We start from the raw sequence: 17,038 nt of genomic DNA on the forward strand, positions 1-17,038 counted from the left end.
TAATCGGCTTGGCGCGCCAAGCCTCTACAGTTTGGGAGAAGCGGTATGTATCAACACAGAGACTGGCAGGGTTCGCTGCTCGATTTCCCGGTGAACAAGGTGGTCTGCGTCGGCAGCAACTACGCCGATCACATCAAGGAAATGGGCAGCGCGGTGTCCGTCGAGCCGGTGGTGTTTATCAAACCGGAGACGGCGTTATGCGATATCCGCCAGCCGGTGGCCATCCCTAAAGAGTTCGGTGCGGTGCATCATGAGGTAGAGCTGGCGGTACTGATCGGCACGCCGTTGAAGCAGGCCAACGAAGATCGCGTGGCGCGTGCGATTGCCGGTTACGGCGTGGCGCTTGATCTGACGCTGCGCGATCTGCAAGCCGGTTTTAAAAAGGCCGGTCAGCCCTGGGAGAAGGCCAAAGCCTTCGACGGGTCTTGTCCGATGTCAGGGTTTATCCCGGTGGCGGAATTCGGCGATCCGCAAAACGCCGAGCTGTCGTTGACCGTCAACGATCAACTGCGCCAGCAGGGCAATACGCGTGACATGATCACGCCGATCCTGCCGCTAATCAGCTACATGAGCCGTTTCTTCACGCTGCGCGCCGGCGACATCATCCTGACTGGCACGCCGCAGGGCGTAGGCCCGATGGCTTCCGGCGACATGCTGAAAATCAGTCTGAACGGTAAAGCGCTCAGCACCCGGGTGATCTGATCGCTGTTGGCCGCCGGCATCGTCGGCGGCAAAACTTGCATCTCGCGGCTAAAATGTCTATATAGTCCCCCCTCGAACCTGTGCGCAGGTGAGTTATCCATTTACCGAAACCGGACGCTAACATGTCACAACTCGCTTTTTGGCAACAGAAAACGCTGGCGGAAATGTCAGAACAAGAGTGGGAATCGCTGTGCGACGGGTGCGGGCAATGCTGTTTGAATAAGCTGATCGACGAAGATACCGACGAGATTTATTTTACCAACGTAGCCTGCAACCAGCTCAACATCAAATCCTGCCAATGCCGTAACTACGAGCGGCGCTTCGAGCTGGAAGAGGACTGCATCAAATTGACGCGCGAAAACCTCACCACCTTCGATTGGTTGCCGCCGACCTGCGCCTATCGCCTGATCGGCGAAGGCAAGCCGCTGTTCCCCTGGCACCCGTTGCTGAGCGGCTCCAAGGCGGCGATGCACGGTGAGCGCATCACGGTGCGGCATATCGCGGTGCGCGAGAGCGAAGTGGTGGACTGGCAGGACCATATCCTCAACAAGCCGGACTGGGCTAGATAACGCCGGCCCCCTTGCGCAGCAAGGCGCGTTTTCATGCAAGAGGGCGGCGTGTCAGGACACGCCGCCCTCTGCAATTGCGCTAACCGGCAGGCGTGAGGTTATGGCATAAGCCGTCACTTCACTCTTTTTTGTCGCGGCGGCGCCAGTTGGCCAGATTTTTCAGCGGCTGCTTCACGTAAGGGCTGGCTTTAATCAGGCTGAACAGCAGTTTATTTACCGCCGTCCCCACTTTGTCCATCGGCCGGTCGATATCGAGAAACAGCACCGCACGCAGTTCGTCGGTATCATTGCGCACCTCGTGTTCATAAGAGTCATCAAACAAAATGACCTTGCCTTCATCCCAGTGCAGGATCTGATCGTCGACGCGGATCCAGAGCTTTTCCCGATCCTTTGGCACGATCAATCCCAAATGCGCGCGCACCACGGCGCGAGTCGGGCCTTTGTGGGGGACGATGTGATAGTGCGGCTTAAGGATCGAAAACATGGCGGTGCGCATGCCGGGGATCTCGCTGACCGCCTGTGCGGTGTGCGGACAAATGGCGCAGTTCTCATCAACGCGCTGCCCGTAGACAAACAGCCCGAAGGTTTTCCAATTATCCCCTTTGGAGATGCGTTTCTGATCCGGTGATATTTGGTGGAACGCGGGGATGTCCTCCGGGTGCTCCAGTAACCGATCCAACTCTTGGCGAATGGCAGGCCAACGGGCTTCCAGCGCCGTCACCCAATTAAATTCATGATTACCGATCCGCGGCGTAGTGGAGATGAGCGAATGGCGAGTCTGAAATTCGCCGTTCCAGCGCAGGAATTTTTTCCCTGCTTTGAGCAGCATGCGCCGCAGGAACGGGCGCTGAGACGTGGGGGGAAAGGTGCTATCCGGCATAAATCGTGTCCTTGATATCATTGGCCTACTGCATTCAGCATAAGGAAAGAATCACGAACGATTTTAATCATTAGTGCGCGAGCGATGGCCGATGAGTGATACCGCGCAGAGTTAAATTTGAATGATTTATTTAAAGGCAGCGGGGACTGACGGTTGGGGGGAGAAGGAAAAAAGCCCCTGCAAAGATGAGGGGCAAGACACACAACAACACCAGGGAAATCGGTAGTACTCACTTTGCCGATACTATAAGGATTTTATGGGCAAACTTCACCAAAATATTGTGCTCTGAATGTGACAAAGACGCAGTCGTTCATAAATAACGGTAATTTATTGATGCCCGCAGGCCGTGAGGAAAGTGCCTGCACAGCATGTGTTGGCCCGCTGGCAACGCAGAAGCTTAATGTTATGTAAATTACGCGCTTAATCGAGCCAGGATGCTTCTTTTTAAACGATAAGTTGGGTAATTTGGCCGCTCTCCCGCAAGTTCGAGAGCATAACAATGAAAATGGTCCGTCTGTTTGCCGTAGCTGGGGCACTGATCGTGCTCGTTTACTTCCTTACACATACCTGAAATGGGGTTATCTCTGAATTCAACAGTAATACCCTAAAAAAACGGCGCCCTGAGGCGCCGTTTTTTGTTTGTTGGCCTATCAGCGGCCGAACAAATCGCGGCGGCGTGGGCGAACAAATTGCGCGATCAGCACAATCAGCGCCACCAGCAGATAGGCACCGAAGATACCCACCAGCCACTGTGGCATTTCCAGCGTCAGGAACTGCCATTGACGCACGGAACAGTCACCGGAAGCGTGGAACACCGCAGGCAGCCATTTATCCAGCGGCAGCCAGGACGGGAAGCTGACGAAGAAATCGCAGGTATTGAACGGCGAGGGGTGCAGTTGGATCATGGTGTGTTTCCACGCCAGCTGTACGCCTTCCCAGGCGCTGTAGATCCACAGCAGGATCGCCACATAGCGCAGCGGCGTTTTCGGCGCGATGGCGCCCACCAGTGAGGCGCCGAGGATGCCGAACAGCGCGCAACGCTCGTAAATGCACATGACGCAGGGCTGCAGCAGCATAACGTGCTGGAAATAGAGCGCGACCAGTTCCAACACCAACGCTGTCAGGGCCATCAGCAGCCAGGCGCCGCGTCCTTGTGAACAGCGGTTAAAGAATTGCAACATATCTAGATTCTTCCATGCAGTAAGCAATTGAACCGGCAGTGTAAACCAATTCCCCCTCGCTGCCAGCCACCTGGGCCGGTTTCAGCGTAAAAATAGTCGGTTTACCCTGCCGGCGCCGCATCAGTGGCCGATGGCGTCGACAGGCGGCAGCGTCAGCCAGTGCCACTGTGTCAACAGTTCAGTCGCCGGCTCCAGCGTGAACTGTACGCACAGCAGGCCGACCACGGTCAATACGATCGTATAAGGCAGAGCCATCCACACCATGCGGCCATACGACAGACGCACCAGCGGCGCCAAGGCCGACGTCAAAAGGAACAGGAACGCCGCCTGGCCGTTAGGGGTCGCGACCGAAGGCAGGTTGGTGCCGGTATTGATGGCGACCGCCAGCAGTTCGAACTGTTTCAGCGCAATGGCGCCGGTTTCCAGCGCGGTGCGCGCTTCGTTGATGTAAACCGTGCCGACGAATACGTTGTCGGAAACCGACGACAGCAGACCGTTGAACAGGTAGAACAGCGAAAGCTGAGAAGCGGGCTCGGCGCGCAGTACAAACTGGATCACCGGGCTGAACAGGTGTTGCTCAATGATCACGGCCACCACGGTGAAAAATACCGTCAGCAGGGCGGTGAACGGCAGCGCCTCCTGGAACGCTTTGCCGATGGCGTGTTCGTCGTTCACGCCGCACAGCGATGTGGCGAGAATGATGACCGACAGGCCGATCAGCCCGACTTCCGCCAGGTGGAAGGCCAGCGCCAGCACCAGCCAAACGCCGATCAGCGCCTGCATCACCAGCTTGAGCCTTTCTTGCTTGCTGCGGCCTGCGGTGGCCTTGCGATCATACTCTTTCAGCACCTCACGCACCGCTTCCGGCAGTGGCGTGCCGTAGCCAAACAGGCGAAAACGCTCTACCAGCCAGCAGACCAGCAGGCCGCATGCCAGCACTGGCAAAGTGACCGGCGCCATCCGCAGGAAGAAGTCGATAAAGCCCCAGCCCGCGCTTTTGGCGATGATCAGGTTCTGTGGCTCGCCCACCATGGTCATGACTCCGCCGAGCGCGGTGCCGACGCCGGCGTGCATCAGCAGGCTGCGCAGAAAGGCGCGGAATTGCTCCAGCGTCTGCTTGCGCTCTTCGCCGGTGAAATCGCTGTCATCGCCGATGTCGCCGTCAGAGCGGTTCGACGTCACATTGTGATAGATGGAATAGAACCCCGTGGCGACGCTGATCACCACCGCCACGACCGTCAGCGCATCGAGGAAGGCGGAAAGGAAGGCGGCCGCCAGGCAGAACGCCAGTGACAGCAGCGTTTTCGAGCGGATATTGAGCAGCAGTTTGGTGAACACGAACAGCAGCAGTTGCTTCATAAAGTAGATGCCGGCCACCATAAAGACCAGCAGCAGCAGCACTTCCAGATTATGTTCGATTTCCTGCGAAACCTGCGCCGGGCTGGTCATGCCGATGGCCACGGCCTCCAGCGCCAGCAGGCCGCCCGGCAGCAGCGGGTAACATTTCAACGCCATCGCCAGGGTAAAGATGAACTCGATCACCAACAGCCAACCCGCGAGAAACGGGCTGGCGAAAAAGAACACCAGCGGGTTGATCGCCAGGAAAATGAGAATGGTCAGTTTGTACCAGTCGGGAGATTGCCCCAGGAAGTTTTTGAGCAGGGCGCTGCGCAGGGTTGTTTCCATTGTCCTTTATGCATCCTTAAATCAGTCGTAGCACGTACCCTAACAACGCGGCGGGGGCGGGCGCAACCGGAGCTTGTTTTACGGCGGCAAATTTCTCAGGGCCGGTGTTTTTGCGCGTTTTTTGCCACTTTATGCACACTTTCGTTTATTGTTTTTCGCTCACGCTATGTCATGTCTGTGTGATCTGGTATGATGAGCTGATTACTTTTACTGATTTTATCGTCGCAACGGAACGTCAAACACATGGTCATAAAGGCGCAGAGTCCTGCCGGTTTCGCGGAAGAGTACATTATTGAGAGTATTTGGAATAATCGCTTCCCCCCTGGCTCTATTTTGCCCGCGGAGCGTGAGCTTTCGGAGTTGATTGGCGTCACGCGCACCACGTTACGTGAAGTGTTGCAACGTCTGGCCCGCGATGGCTGGTTGACCATACAGCATGGTAAACCGACCAAAGTGAACAATTTCTGGGAAACGTCCGGCCTCAATATCCTTGAGACCGTGGCTCGTCTCGATCACAAAAGCGTCCCGCAGCTGATCGATAACCTGCTGTCCGTGCGTACCAATATCGCGTCGATCTTTATTCGCGCTGCGGTGCGCAATCATCCTGAGCAGGCGCAGGAAGTGCTGGCGAAAGCCGCCGAGGTGGAAGATCAGGCGGATGCCTTCAATGTCCTGGACTATGAGATCTTCCGTGGTCTGGCGTTCGCTTCCGGCAACCCGATCTATGGCCTGATTTTCAACGGCCTGAAAGGGCTGTACACCCGCGTGGGCCGTTACTACTTCTCCAACCCGGAAGCGCGCAAGCTGGCGCTGACCTTCTACAGCAAGCTGTCTACGCTTTGCCATGAGAAGCTGTACGACCAGGTGATGGACACCGTGCGCAACTACGGTAAAGACAGCGGGGCGATTTGGCAGAGCATGCAGGGCACCATGCCGAGCGATCTGACCGAAGCGCGCCGCTGATGCCGTGCGAATGACATAATAAGGGCGCCGTGTTGGCGCCCTTTGTCGTTATGGCGGTTACAGCGGCGTAGGCCGCGGCGGGCAGCGGTCGAGCAATTCCACGCTGCCGTCTTCGTTTTGCTGCTCGAGGATCACGTCGAAGCCCCACAGGCGATGCAGGTGCTTCAACACGTCGCGGCGGCTCTTATCGAGCGGCGCGCGCTCCTGCGGGATGTAGCGCAGCGTCAGCGAACGATCGCCGCGCAGGTCTACGTTCCAGATCTGAATGTTCGGCTCGTGGTTGCTCAGATTGTATTGAGCCGACAGCTCCTGGCGGATTGCCCGGTAGCCCGCTTCGTTATGGATCGCGGCAATTTCCAGGTAGTTGTTGCGATCGTCGTCCAGCACGGTAAACAAGCGGAAGTCGCGCATCACTTTGGGCGACAGGAACTGGCTGATAAAGCTCTCATCCTTAAAGTCGCGCATGGCGAAGTGCAACGTGTCCAACCAGTCTTTACCGGCGATGTCCGGGAACCAGTAGCGATCTTCCTCGGTCGGCGATTGGCAGATGCGCTTGATGTCCTGGAACATGGCGAAGCCCAGCGCGTAGGGGTTGATGCCGTTATAGTATGGGCTGTTGTACGGCGGCTGATAAACCACGTTGGTGTGGCTGTGCAAAAACTCCAGCATGAACCGCTCGGTCACCCGGCCTTCGTCGTAAAGATGGTTAAGGATGGTGTAGTGCCAGAAGGTTGCCCACCCCTCGTTCATTACCTGGGTCTGTTTTTGCGGGTAGAAATATTGGCTGACTTTGCGCACGATGCGCAGCACCTCACGCTGCCACGGTTCCAGCAGCGGCGCATTCTTCTCGATAAAATAGAGGATATTTTCCTGCGGTTCGCTCGGATATCGGCGCGCCTGCTCAGGCGACTCTTCGCGCTCGACGCGTGGCAGGGTCTTCCACAGCGTATTCACCTGGCTTTGCAGATACTCTTCGCGGCTTTTCTGGCGCGCTTTTTCTTCCACCAAAGAGATTTTTTGCGGGCGTTTGTACCTGTCGACCCCGTAGTTCATCAGCGCATGGCAGGAGTCCAGCAGCCGTTCCACTTCTTCGACGCCGTAGCGTTCTTCGCACTGGCTGATGTAGTGGCGAGCAAACAGCAGGTAATCGACGATGGAGCTGGCGTCGGTCCAACTGCGGAACAGGTAGTTATTCTTGAAGAACGAGTTGTGGCCATAGCAGGCGTGCGCCATCACCAGCGCCTGCATGGTGATGGTGTTCTCCTCCATCAGGTAGGCGATGCAGGGATTGGAGTTGATGACGATTTCATACGCCAGCCCTTGCTGGCCCTGTTTGTAGCGCTGCTCGGTTTCGATGAATTTTTTGCCGAAGGACCAATGGGTATAGTTGATCGGCATGCCGACGCTCGAATAGGCGTCCATCATCTGTTCTGAGGTGATCACCTCGATCTGATGGGGGTAGGTGTCGAGCCGGTAATGCTTGGCGACGCGGTCGATCTGCTCCAAATACACCTGCAGCAGTTCGAACGTCCAGTCCGGTCCATCGCTCAGACGTTTATCATCCTTAACCTTGTCATGTGTTGAAGTAGTCATCAGCGCACCCTCATTATTCACGGGCCTTGCTCAAACGGCAGACCCTGTAACAAGCATAGTTCAAGTCATAATTAACCATTGCAAATCAGTGAAATAAAAATGCCGGTACGCAAAGGGGCGAACGGCGGTCGATCCGGCGCCCGTCCCGGCAGAAGGCGGTGCAACACCGCGCATCTTCTCCGAGTATAGCCCTGCGGCAGGGGCGTGCAACACATTGCCTGCTGTGCGACAGGGATTGAAAACTGTTATGTTATATTGTAACTTTTCATTTTTCTCAATAACGGACAAGGAGCGCGTTTTGACGAGGCATTTGGGCAAATTGGCAGTGGCGCTGGCGGCGCTGTTCATCAGTGGGCAAACGTTGGCTCACGGGCATCATTCACATGGCAAGCCGCTGACGGAAGTGGAAAAAAAGGCGGAGGGAGGCGTGTTCGACGATAAAGACGTCAAAGATCGCGACCTGGCGGATTGGGAGGGCGTATGGCAATCCGTGTATCCGTATCTGATCAATGGGGATCTTGACCCGGTGTTCAAGAAGAAAGCGGCGCAGGATAAGAGCAAAACCTTCGCAGAGGTGAAGGCGTATTACCGCAAAGGTTACGCCACCGATGTGGATACCATTGGCATTGAGAACGGTATCATGGAATTTCACCGTGGCGACCAATCCAGCGCCTGTCAGTACAAGTACGCCGGGCATAAGATCCTAACGTATGTCTCCGGTAAGAAAGGCGTGCGTTATCTGTTCGAGTGCCAGGATGCCGACAGCCAGGCGCCGAAATTCGTACAGTTCAGCGATCACATTATCGGGCCGCGCAAATCGGCGCATTTCCATATCTTTATGGGCAACACGTCGCAGGAGGCGTTGCTGAAAGAGATGGATAACTGGCCGACCTACTACCCATTCCAGCTGCAGACCAAAGAAGTCGTGGACGAGATGCTGCATCATTGATGCTTCTCTCTTCTGCCACCACAAGCCCGCACGCGTGGGCTTGTGGTCAGTCGAACGACCTGATTTGCAGGTAATCGTCCGTGACGTCCATTTCAAATAGCGTTTCATCCGCCAATAAAGTGGCGCGCATACGATCCCGAGCCGCTCGGTACCGTTCATCCAGCTGAATATCACCGGCGTTTTCCCATGCCGAGCGGCTTGGCCACTGCGCATAGCCGATATATTCGCCGTTCACCTCCCGATGCAGGCGCGAGCCCAGGCTGCCGCGTTGCTGATAGATGCCCTGCGTCAATTCAAGCCAGGCCTGGCGAAAAGCGTGTTCGTGTCCGGTTTTGACTGAGAACTGATAGAGAGCGATGAACATGCGAGGTTCTCCTGAATAGCGACAGTATGAACTCTAGGCGCGGCTGGGGGCTTGAACGTTCATATCGTGCTGCAGCGAAAACAAGATGGCGCCACAGTGAACGCCGCTTTATTCCAACAGTAAAAATAAGGCTATTAAGGGCTGAAAATTTACGCGATTTTTCTGCTGCAGCGGGTGGTGCCGTTATTTGCCAGTTGTTTTGGTATTTTTTGTTTTTGTGGTTTTTTATTCTATTTATAGGTTAGCTGATATTTTTATATTCTGTTAAATCCATGTTGCTTATCACGCCAATTTTCCATGACATCAATGATAGCAATGCTAGCGGATCAGGGGTGACCTCGCGCCATAAACCCCCTTAAACCGTACCTTATCGCTATTTTCTGGCGGCTATTGCAAATGCGCGGGCCATCGACGATAAATTAATTGTGAATATTGTCACGTTTGATGACGAAGTTGTTGGACGGATTTTTTCACTGAGTTAATTTCCTGTTAGCAGAAGATTGTGCTTTGTGAAGCCTTGGGCTGGAGTCAGCGATGCGAGTGGTAATTTTAGGTAGTGGAGTGGTGGGCGTAGCCAGTGCCTGGTATTTGGCGAAGGCTGGGCATGAGGTGACGGTGATCGATCGTCAGCCTGGCCCGGCACTGGAAACCAGCGCGGCGAACGCCGGGCAGATTTCACCGGGCTATGCCGCTCCCTGGGCGGCGCCGGGCGTGCCGCTGAAGGCCATTAAGTGGATGTTCCAACGCCATGCGCCGCTGGCGATCCGTCTCGACGGCAGCAGCTTCCAGCTGAACTGGATGTGGCAGATGCTGAAAAACTGCAACACCGAACACTACATGACCAACAAAGGCCGCATGGTGCGCCTGGCGGAATACAGCCGCGACTGCATCAAGGCGCTGCGGCAGGAAACCGGCATCCAGTACGAAGGCCGTCAGGGCGGCACGCTGCAGCTGTTCCGCACCCAACAACAGTTCGAAAACGCCGCGAAAGATATTGCGGTATTGGAAGATGCCGGAGTGCCTTACCGATTGCTGGAGGCCGGCCAACTCGGCAGCGTTGAGCCTGCGCTGGCGCAGGTGGCGCACAAGCTGACCGGCGGCCTGCAGTTGCCGAACGACGAAACCGGCGATTGCCAACTGTTTACGCAACAGTTGGCGAAGATGGCTGAGCAGGCGGGCGTGACCTTCCTGTTCAACCGCAGCGTAGACCGTCTGTTGGTGGAGGGGGACAAGATCGCCGGCGTACAGTGCGGCGAGGAAGTGTTCAAAGCCGATAGCTATGTGGTGGCGTTCGGTTCGTACTCCACGGCGCTGCTGCGCGGCCTGGTGTCTATTCCGGTTTACCCGCTCAAGGGCTATTCGCTGACGATCCCTATCGTCGATGAGGCGGCGGCGCCATTCTCTACGGTACTGGATGAGACGTATAAAATCGCCATCACGCGCTTCGACCAGCGCATTCGCGTCGGCGGCATGGCGGAGATCGTCGGTTTCAATACTCAGCTGGAGCAAAAGCGGCGAGAAACGCTGGAGATGGTGGTGCGCGATCTCTACCCGAACGGCGGCAGAGTGGAAGAGGCGACGTTCTGGACCGGCTTGCGCCCGATGACGCCGGACGGCACGCCGATCGTCGGCCGCACCTCGTTGAAAAACCTGTACCTCAACACCGGGCATGGCACGCTCGGCTGGACCATGGCCTGCGGTTCCGGGCAGTTGTTGTCCGATCTGATGTCCGGCATTACGCCGGCAATCCCTTCCGATGACCTGGCGGTGGCGCGTTACAGCGCCGGATTTCGCCAGCAACACGCGGTTCCGCTGAACGACGTGCATCCCGCACGTTAATCGTCGACGCTGTCATAGACTTTTTCGGCCACGCGCAGGCGCGCGTGGCCGCTGTACGCTGCCCCAAGGAGAAGCGATGCCCCGTCCGATAACCGCCACGATGCATCTCGGCGCAATTGAAAACAACCTGCAGGTGGTGCGCCGTTTCGCCCCCGGCGCCAAAGTCTGGGCGGTGGTCAAGGCCAACGCCTATGGCCACGGCATCAAACACGTTTGGCGCAGCATGGCGCACACCGACGGCTTCGCCATGCTGGATCTGGCCGAAGCGGTGTTGCTGCGCGAGTCCGGTTGGCAGGGGCCGATCCTGTTGTTGGAAGGCTTCTTCCAGCGACAGGATCTGGCCTTGCTCGATCGTTATCGCCTGACGACGGCGGTGCACAGCGACTGGCAACTGGCGGCGATCGCCGACGCAAAGCTGAGTGCGCCGCTTGATGTCTATCTGAAAGTGAACAGCGGCATGAATCGGCTGGGGTTTGCGCCCGAGCGCCTGCATGAGGTGTGGCGCAGGGCGCAGGCTGTCGCCAATATTGCCGAGCTTACGCTGATGAGTCACTTCGCCACCGCCGACGGGCCGGAAGGCGTAACTCAGCAGATGGCCACCATCGAGGCGGCGGCGGCCGATGTACCGCTGCCGCGTTGCCTGGCCAACTCGGCCGCTACGCTGTGGCATCCTGCGACCCACGGCAGCTGGGTGCGCCCTGGGATCATTCTCTATGGCGCTTCGCCGAGCGGATGCTGGAACGATATCGCATCGACGGGGTTGCAGCCGGCGATGACGCTGAGCAGCGAGATCATCGGCATTCAGCAGCTGAAGTCTGGAGATCGCGTGGGCTACGGTGGCCGTTACAGCGCCGCCGGCGCGCAGCGTATCGGCGTGGTGGCCTGCGGTTATGCCGACGGCTATCCGCGTCATGCGCCGACCGGAACGCCGGTATGGGTCGATGGCGTGCTGACACGCACCCTGGGAACGGTATCGATGGATATGCTGGCGGTGGATTTGACGCCCTGTCCCCACGTTGAACTGGGCGCCGAGGTGGAGCTGTGGGGAAAACGCCTGCCGGTGGACGAGGTGGCCACGGCGGCAGGGACGTTAGGCTATGAACTGTTGTCGGCGTTGGCGGCACGGGTGCCGGTCGTTACCGAAGCCTGAGCCGCGGCTCAGGCGACTTTTCTGATCTGTCCTTTAATCTGCTTGCTGAGCCGCCGCGCGTGCAGCGCCAGCAGGCAGCCCGCCAGCATGACCAAAGCCAGCGACAGCTTCGGTTGCAGCGGCAGCGCCATCGCCAGCAGCCCCAGCGCGGCGCCCCCGGCCATCTGTACGAAACCGACCAGTGCGGACGCGACGCCGGCCTCATTGGAGTACGGTTCCAGCGCATAGCTGGTGGCCGGGCCCATCACGAACGCCAACCCGGCGCAGGCGCTGGCGACCGGCAGCATATACGCCAGCCAGTGCGCTTGCGCCGCCGCGGGAAGCCACATGACGCCCAGCAGCAGGCCCAGGCAGCCCAACCCCATCAAAATGCCGCCGGTCGCCAGACAAACCGGGCGGCCGACTTTGTGGATGATGCGGTTAGCGAAGAAGCTGACCAACATGATCCAGAAGCCGTTGGCGCCGAACACCAACGAGAATTGCAGCGGAGTCAGGCCCGCAGTGCCCATCAGCACGTTAGGCGCCAGAGAAACGTAGGTCAGCGCCATGCCCATCGCCCCGGAGTTCACCACCGCGAAAGAGAGGAAACGCCGTTCGCTGAGGATGCGCGCGTATTGGCGCACCGGCAGCCCTTTGACCGGCACGGTGTCGGCGGGGCGAGTTTCCGGCAGGCGCAGCGCGATGAGCACCAACACCAGCAGCGCGTAACCGGCCAGGAACCAAAAGGGCGCGCGCCAGCCGAAGGCTTCGGCGAGCAGGCCGCCGAGCAGCGGCGCCAATGCCGGGATGATGTTCAGCGTGCCGTTGAGAAAGCCGAAGGCGCGGGCGGCGTCGTCGCCATTCAGCCGATCGCGCACGCCGCTGAAGGCGACGACGGCGGTGCAACAGACCGCAACCCCTTGCAACAGGCGCGACGCGATGAAGATCGTCGGGCTGGTGGCCAGTGCCGCCATTGCCGCGCCGATCGTGTAGAGAATAATGCCGGCCAGCGCCACCGGTTTGCGGCCATAGTTATCCACCAACGGACCGGCGATGATTTGACCGAGGCCGAGCACCAGAATAAACAGCGAAATGGTGGATTGGATCAGCGCTTCACTGCTGCCCAGGCCGGCGGCGATGGCGGGAATGGTGGGCAGATAGAGATCGATGCCCAATGGGCCGAGCAGCACCAGGCTGAGAAGCAGAAACAGGAACTTTTGCATAGCAGGAAAGGCACGTCCTAGTGACAAAGAGGGCTAGAGTAGAGATTCTGGCGGCAAATGAAAAGGGGCAAAGCGGGTCAGCGCTGCGCTCCCGGGCGGAGATAAAGCGCCGAGACGGTATCGGCCACATAACGGGCCTGATGGCGAGCGTCATCCAACGCGCGATGCGGCATGCCTTCGAACGGACGGGTCTTTTTCGGGTTAAAGCCGTGCAGTTCCGCCAGCGTTATCACCGTGCGCACATCCTGGGTATCCCAGAATTTCCACGGACAGGGCATCTCCAACTGCTGGAAGGCGTGTTCGAGGATCGCGCAGTCGAACTCTTTACCGTTACCCCAGACCTTTACCGTATCGGTGCTGTTCATATGGATAAAACGGCTGAGACTGCTCAGCACGCGCTTGAGGCTCTCGGTGCCGCCGAAGGCCAGCTTGCGCGCTTCATCGGATTGTTTCGCCCACCAGGCAACCGTGTCCAGGCTTATGGTTCGCCCCGGCTGATCTTTCTGGCTGCTGACGGCGGCCTCGAATTCTGCGCCAAGTTCGCCGGTGCGGGGATCGAAAAACACCGCCGCGACCACCAAAATCACGGCGCTGGGTTTTATATCCAGGGTTTCAATGTCTAACATCAGATGGTGCATCGGCGTTTCCGGTGGTTGGCGTGGTGGCTTAATGTTACTACAGAACGTGCGCCGATGCGGCCAGTGCGCACATGAAATCCTTTTAAAGCGCCTCGTTCAGGTTATGATGCTGGAGATACTCTTGTCAGGTTGGTCGCTATCGGTGAGAACGCTTATCTTTATTTTGTGCATGGTTGGCTACTTGCTGCTGCTGGGCTACCTTAGCGTGTTCGTCACGGACAAGATCTGTGAGAAGGCAGGCAACTACACCAAAATATGCCGCATCGTAGACATTTCAGAGCCCCATATCCCCAGATAGCACCGCGTTTAGCCGAGGTAATCGGTGGTGATCAGCGGGGTCAGGATCGCCGCCAGCGCCGCGAGCGTCGTCCATTGCCGCCAGCCTAGGCGAGCCAGCCAGTCATGCCGCTGTGGCGGCGTGGCCAGCTGCCCGACGGCCACGGTGCCGGTCAGCAGCAGCGTCAGAATCAGCAGCACCAGGCCACGGCTCACCAGCGTGAACTCAATGTGCAGCACATTGGCGTAATACAGGCGCATCAGAATAAAATAGCCCAACAAGATCCAGGCGAAAACGACGTTTTTCTTGAGCACCTGTTGCAACATCAGCGCGAGAAACAGGCTGTGACACAGCGATAGCAGCGGGGCTTCGATCGGATGCCGAACGCAGACGTTGTAGACCGCCATGTAAATGTTGAAAACCAGCAGGATATAGATCACATAAATATACCAGCCGTAGATCACTTTGAGTTTTTTGGCGCTCGGCGGCAGGGAGAGTGCGTCCGGTTTCATTAGGGCCTCCTGATGACGCCACGCAAACGCTGCAGTTGAAGGCGGCGCGTCGGCATCGTAATTTATAATCCACAGGGTATATATCACCCGAGCGCTAAATGAGAATTAAACGCTGAACCGGCTTTATTCCCGCGTTTGCGCGGAACTATTTTTGGCCCGCAGGGTCGATTGGCGAGCGATCGCCAGGCGATTCTCGCACTGAGATGAAGCAAGCAATACGCTGATATGAAAGATTATAAAAACACGCATGGCACCAGGCTGCTGCTGATATTCACCCTGGCGTTTTACATCCTGTTGCCGCCTGTGCTGACCGCCTGCGTCTTCACCCGTTTCAATCTTAATCCCTTCGCGATCGTCAAATTCTTGCACTTTAATCCGTTCTTCGCCGATCGGGGCATACCCGGTTATCAGACTTTCCTCTACCTACTGATGCTTTGGTTGGGGGGGAATATTTTACTATGGCTGATGGTATGGGGCGCGGGGCGGCTGTACCGCCGTTGGCGATCGCGGCGCGGTGAATAGTCGCCCCCTAAATAATACGTTACGCGGGGAAATGGCCTTTCATTTAACAATGCGCCGTATCGTCACTTGTTTCGCCGGTGAGGGGGCAGCGTCGTCGGCTGACCCATTCCATTAGCACGGCTGTTTAAAAGCATCCGTGGCGGCACAGCCTGTTAGGGCGTTAGAACAGCGAAAACAGCAAGACGACCGGCAGACTCAACGGCCAGGTTAACCCGATGGTCAGCGCGCTGATGCAACGAATTTTGACGGTGTCCCTGCTTACCAGGTAGGTGAAAATCATTGAAACTAACAGACCAATAAAATAACAGTATTGCGTTGCAACCCACAGCGACGACATGAAACTCGATCCCAGTTGTATTTTTACGCGCGAATTTTAGGAGCTTGGCGGGCGATAATCAATGACCGAAGGCCGTTAATTCATGCCTTTATCCATAAGAATGGATAATTTATTTCTATAAAGAATGTAAGGTTATTAACGGCTTTATGTTTATTACGAAAAGAAATCAACAACATAGTTACCGGTAACATTTTAAGGTTGTCAGCCTGATTTCAGGCGGGAACGGTGTGAAGAAGGAAAATAGTCATTCAGACGTCCGGAAACGCGACGAGGTTATCAATCATAAATTTTATTGATGTTTTAGTGGGCGAGCAGACGAAGGCGAGATCGCGTTGCGCCGGCGAGCTTTGGGTTCTTTTTAGCTGTCGGCGGGCGAATGATGGGATAGAAACATGCGGGGAGAGGGGTTTTTAGCGCATCGTCCGGATGCGCTGCCGGTCAGCCAGGAAGGGGGGTTTGGTGTTGCTGTAGGTTTAATGAATGTTAAGACCGTAGACGAACAGCCACGAAAACAGCAGCGCCAGCAGGCATGTCATCAATACGATGGAGATCATTTCCTTCACAACTTCATTCCTTTTCCCGATGAACCAAATTTACTTGTCTTTGTTTTTGCGTGGGATTTTAGATCGGCATGGGTAAAAATCCTAGTTTTAATCCCGTTTTTTGCACTGCCGCCACGGCGTACGCTGCCTCGGCAAGTCATGACGACGCCTGTAAACCGAGCGCCTTAACCCGTCGTAGCTATTGCCGAATACCGCAGTGCTAACTATATAAATGGAGATCGCGCGACGTCGCCGGCTGCAAGGCGCGTCCCTGTAGGGCGGCTGTTGATCTGTCTACAGCGCCTCCAAATGAGATGAAGAGGTCGGCAATGAGCACAAAACCAACCATCGTGCTGGTGCACGGATTCTGGGGCGGCGCCGCGCACTGGAGTAAGGTGATTATCGAGTTGTCGCGCAGGGGCTATTCGGCGATTCATGCGGTGGAAATGCCGCTGACCTCACTGGCTGAGGATGCGGAACGGGCGCGCAAGATGGTCGCGCAGCAAGCGGGACCGGTATTGTTGGTGGGGCACTCTTACGGTGGCGCGGTGATCACGGAAATGGGCAACCAGCCTAACGTGGTCGGCCTGGTCTACATTGCCGCGTTTGCGCCGGATGCCGGTGAAAGCCCCGGTGGCATTACGCAAGCGCATCCTCCTGCGGCAGTCGCGAATCTGATTCCGGACAGCGACGGTTATCTGTGGATCAAGACCGACAAGTTTCACGAAAGCTTTTGCCAGGATCTTACCGCCGACGAGGCTCTGGTGATGGCGGCGACGCAGAAGGCGCCATTGGCCGATACCTTCGGCAACCCCCTCGGTGAGCCCGCCTGGAAACATAAACCGTCGTGGTATCAACTCTCCAGCGACGACCGCATGATAGCGCCGGAGAACCAACGGCGTATGGCGCAGCGGCTGCAGGCTAAGAAAGTCATGGTGCTGAAGGCCAGTCATGCCTCGCTGGTTTCCCATGCCGATGACGTGGCGGGATTGATTGACGAAGCGGCCGGTTCAAAATAAAACCCGGGCAGAAACGCGCTTCGGGCCAAAAAAGAGACACCTTGCGGCAAAGGGGTGCTTCGCTTCGCATTAGGGATAAGCGCTGATATCGCTGCCGGAGTTCATTATTAACA

General features: G+C 57.0%; 18 protein-coding genes. 9 read left to right on the plus strand and 9 right to left on the minus strand.

The window, feature by feature from the left end:
* The first annotated feature begins 45 nt into the window (after positions 1-45).
* Together J0X03_RS10135 and J0X03_RS10140 are read left to right on the plus strand one after the other, a co-directional pair.
* On the plus strand, positions 46-702 hold the full coding sequence (locus tag J0X03_RS10135; RefSeq protein ID WP_033643338.1) for a fumarylacetoacetate hydrolase family protein: 657 nt from the start codon (positions 46-48) through the stop codon (positions 700-702).
* A 122-nt stretch (positions 703-824) separates the two neighbouring features.
* Positions 825-1,271, plus strand: a complete 447-nt coding sequence (locus J0X03_RS10140; protein WP_025159803.1) for a YcgN family cysteine cluster protein — start codon at positions 825-827, stop codon at positions 1,269-1,271.
* 118 nt (positions 1,272-1,389) lie between these two features.
* Here J0X03_RS10140 and J0X03_RS10145 read toward each other — a convergent pair whose 3' ends face one another.
* The 3 genes from J0X03_RS10145 to nhaB all read right to left on the minus strand — a co-directional run bounded on the left by J0X03_RS10145 (position 1,390) and on the right by nhaB (position 5,018).
* The gene (locus J0X03_RS10145) at positions 1,390-2,151 is read right to left on the minus strand and encodes an aspartyl/asparaginyl beta-hydroxylase domain-containing protein (protein ID WP_033643337.1); all 762 of its coding nucleotides are present in this window, start codon (positions 2,149-2,151) and stop codon (positions 1,390-1,392) included.
* A 650-nt stretch (positions 2,152-2,801) separates the two neighbouring features.
* Complete coding sequence (dsbB, locus tag J0X03_RS10150; protein ID WP_033643335.1) at positions 2,802-3,332, minus strand: disulfide bond formation protein DsbB; 531 nt, start codon at positions 3,330-3,332, stop codon at positions 2,802-2,804.
* Positions 3,333-3,452: 120 nt separating this feature from the next.
* Positions 3,453-5,018, minus strand: a complete 1,566-nt coding sequence (nhaB, locus tag J0X03_RS10155; protein WP_033643334.1) for a sodium/proton antiporter NhaB — start codon at positions 5,016-5,018, stop codon at positions 3,453-3,455.
* 243 nt (positions 5,019-5,261) lie between these two features.
* Here nhaB and fadR point away from each other — a divergent pair, with 243 nt between their 5' ends.
* Complete coding sequence (gene fadR, locus J0X03_RS10160; protein ID WP_033643333.1) at positions 5,262-5,981, plus strand: fatty acid metabolism transcriptional regulator FadR; 720 nt, start codon at positions 5,262-5,264, stop codon at positions 5,979-5,981.
* A gap of 57 nt (positions 5,982-6,038) precedes the next feature.
* Here the strand turns inward: fadR and J0X03_RS10165 are convergent, their stop codons facing one another.
* Positions 6,039-7,574 (minus strand): SpoVR family protein, encoded by a 1,536-nt coding sequence (locus J0X03_RS10165; protein WP_033643331.1) that lies wholly within the window; start codon positions 7,572-7,574, stop codon positions 6,039-6,041.
* A 298-nt stretch (positions 7,575-7,872) separates the two neighbouring features.
* On the opposite strand from J0X03_RS10165, the gene zinT reads away from it, so the two are divergent.
* Positions 7,873-8,523, plus strand: a complete 651-nt coding sequence (gene zinT / locus J0X03_RS10170) for a metal-binding protein ZinT (RefSeq protein ID WP_033643330.1) — start codon at positions 7,873-7,875, stop codon at positions 8,521-8,523.
* Positions 8,524-8,569: 46 nt separating this feature from the next.
* On the opposite strand, the gene J0X03_RS10175 is transcribed toward zinT, so the two are convergent.
* Positions 8,570-8,887, minus strand: a complete 318-nt coding sequence (locus tag J0X03_RS10175) for an antibiotic biosynthesis monooxygenase family protein (protein WP_160204352.1) — start codon at positions 8,885-8,887, stop codon at positions 8,570-8,572.
* A 534-nt stretch (positions 8,888-9,421) separates the two neighbouring features.
* Between J0X03_RS10175 and J0X03_RS10180 the strand changes: the two genes are divergently transcribed.
* Together J0X03_RS10180 and dadX are read left to right on the plus strand one after the other, a co-directional pair.
* Positions 9,422-10,726: a D-amino acid dehydrogenase gene (locus J0X03_RS10180; protein ID WP_046687235.1), complete on the plus strand. Its 1,305-nt coding sequence runs from the start codon at positions 9,422-9,424 to the stop codon at positions 10,724-10,726.
* Between the two features lie 76 nt (positions 10,727-10,802).
* On the plus strand, positions 10,803-11,876 hold the full coding sequence (dadX, locus tag J0X03_RS10185; protein WP_033643327.1) for a catabolic alanine racemase DadX: 1,074 nt from the start codon (positions 10,803-10,805) through the stop codon (positions 11,874-11,876).
* Positions 11,877-11,884: 8 nt separating this feature from the next.
* Here dadX and J0X03_RS10190 read toward each other — a convergent pair whose 3' ends face one another.
* From J0X03_RS10190 to J0X03_RS10200, 3 genes are all read right to left on the minus strand, one after another.
* Positions 11,885-13,078, minus strand: a complete 1,194-nt coding sequence (locus J0X03_RS10190) for a multidrug effflux MFS transporter (protein ID WP_046687233.1) — start codon at positions 13,076-13,078, stop codon at positions 11,885-11,887.
* 77 nt (positions 13,079-13,155) lie between these two features.
* Positions 13,156-13,716 (minus strand): 3'-5' exonuclease, encoded by a 561-nt coding sequence (locus J0X03_RS10195; RefSeq protein WP_033643325.1) that lies wholly within the window; start codon positions 13,714-13,716, stop codon positions 13,156-13,158.
* A 306-nt stretch (positions 13,717-14,022) separates the two neighbouring features.
* The gene (locus J0X03_RS10200) at positions 14,023-14,505 is read right to left on the minus strand and encodes a hypothetical protein (RefSeq protein WP_089194855.1); all 483 of its coding nucleotides are present in this window, start codon (positions 14,503-14,505) and stop codon (positions 14,023-14,025) included.
* 225 nt (positions 14,506-14,730) lie between these two features.
* Here J0X03_RS10200 and J0X03_RS10205 point away from each other — a divergent pair, with 225 nt between their 5' ends.
* A complete protein-coding gene (locus tag J0X03_RS10205; protein ID WP_033643321.1) occupies positions 14,731-15,027 on the plus strand; it encodes a hypothetical protein in 297 nt (98 codons plus the stop codon).
* A 160-nt stretch (positions 15,028-15,187) separates the two neighbouring features.
* On the opposite strand, the gene J0X03_RS10210 is transcribed toward J0X03_RS10205, so the two are convergent.
* Positions 15,188-15,364 carry a GhoT/OrtT family toxin gene (locus J0X03_RS10210; RefSeq protein WP_033634815.1) on the minus strand — a complete coding sequence of 59 codons (177 nt, stop codon included), beginning with the start codon at positions 15,362-15,364 and terminating at the stop codon, positions 15,188-15,190.
* 392 nt (positions 15,365-15,756) lie between these two features.
* Here J0X03_RS10210 and J0X03_RS10215 point away from each other — a divergent pair, with 392 nt between their 5' ends.
* Both J0X03_RS10215 and J0X03_RS10220 read left to right on the plus strand, forming a co-directional pair.
* Positions 15,757-16,095 (plus strand): hypothetical protein, encoded by a 339-nt coding sequence (locus J0X03_RS10215; protein ID WP_156965103.1) that lies wholly within the window; start codon positions 15,757-15,759, stop codon positions 16,093-16,095.
* 140 nt (positions 16,096-16,235) lie between these two features.
* On the plus strand, positions 16,236-16,925 hold the full coding sequence (locus J0X03_RS10220) for an alpha/beta hydrolase (protein ID WP_042784718.1): 690 nt from the start codon (positions 16,236-16,238) through the stop codon (positions 16,923-16,925).
* Positions 16,926-17,038: the final 113 nt, after the last annotated feature.

The sequence above is a fragment of the Serratia ureilytica genome (assembly GCF_017309605.1).
In the GTDB taxonomy this organism is placed as follows: Bacteria; Pseudomonadota; Gammaproteobacteria; order Enterobacterales; family Enterobacteriaceae; genus Serratia; species Serratia ureilytica.

Bases quoted from the DNA above. Each gene is read 5' to 3' on its own strand.
- J0X03_RS10135 (WP_033643338.1), top strand. From the start codon at position 46: ATGTATCAACACAGAGACTGGCAGGGTTCGCTGCTCGATTTCCCGGTG.
- J0X03_RS10140 (WP_025159803.1), top strand. From the start codon at position 825: ATGTCACAACTCGCTTTTTGGCAACAGAAAACGCTGGCGGAAATGTCA.
- J0X03_RS10145 (WP_033643337.1), bottom strand. From the start codon at position 2,151: ATGCCGGATAGCACCTTTCCCCCCACGTCTCAGCGCCCGTTCCTGCGG.
- dsbB (WP_033643335.1), bottom strand. From the start codon at position 3,332: ATGTTGCAATTCTTTAACCGCTGTTCACAAGGACGCGGCGCCTGGCTG.
- nhaB (WP_033643334.1), bottom strand. From the start codon at position 5,018: ATGGAAACAACCCTGCGCAGCGCCCTGCTCAAAAACTTCCTGGGGCAA.
- fadR (WP_033643333.1), top strand. From the start codon at position 5,262: ATGGTCATAAAGGCGCAGAGTCCTGCCGGTTTCGCGGAAGAGTACATT.
- J0X03_RS10165 (WP_033643331.1), bottom strand. From the start codon at position 7,574: ATGACTACTTCAACACATGACAAGGTTAAGGATGATAAACGTCTGAGC.
- J0X03_RS10175 (WP_160204352.1), bottom strand. From the start codon at position 8,887: ATGTTCATCGCTCTCTATCAGTTCTCAGTCAAAACCGGACACGAACAC.
- J0X03_RS10180 (WP_046687235.1), top strand. From the start codon at position 9,422: ATGCGAGTGGTAATTTTAGGTAGTGGAGTGGTGGGCGTAGCCAGTGCC.
- dadX (WP_033643327.1), top strand. From the start codon at position 10,803: ATGCCCCGTCCGATAACCGCCACGATGCATCTCGGCGCAATTGAAAAC.
- J0X03_RS10190 (WP_046687233.1), bottom strand. From the start codon at position 13,078: ATGCAAAAGTTCCTGTTTCTGCTTCTCAGCCTGGTGCTGCTCGGCCCA.
- J0X03_RS10195 (WP_033643325.1), bottom strand. From the start codon at position 13,716: ATGCACCATCTGATGTTAGACATTGAAACCCTGGATATAAAACCCAGC.
- J0X03_RS10200 (WP_089194855.1), bottom strand. From the start codon at position 14,505: ATGAAACCGGACGCACTCTCCCTGCCGCCGAGCGCCAAAAAACTCAAA.
- J0X03_RS10205 (WP_033643321.1), top strand. From the start codon at position 14,731: ATGAAAGATTATAAAAACACGCATGGCACCAGGCTGCTGCTGATATTC.
- J0X03_RS10210 (WP_033634815.1), bottom strand. From the start codon at position 15,364: ATGTCGTCGCTGTGGGTTGCAACGCAATACTGTTATTTTATTGGTCTG.
- J0X03_RS10215 (WP_156965103.1), top strand. From the start codon at position 15,757: ATGCGGGGAGAGGGGTTTTTAGCGCATCGTCCGGATGCGCTGCCGGTC.
- J0X03_RS10220 (WP_042784718.1), top strand. From the start codon at position 16,236: ATGAGCACAAAACCAACCATCGTGCTGGTGCACGGATTCTGGGGCGGC.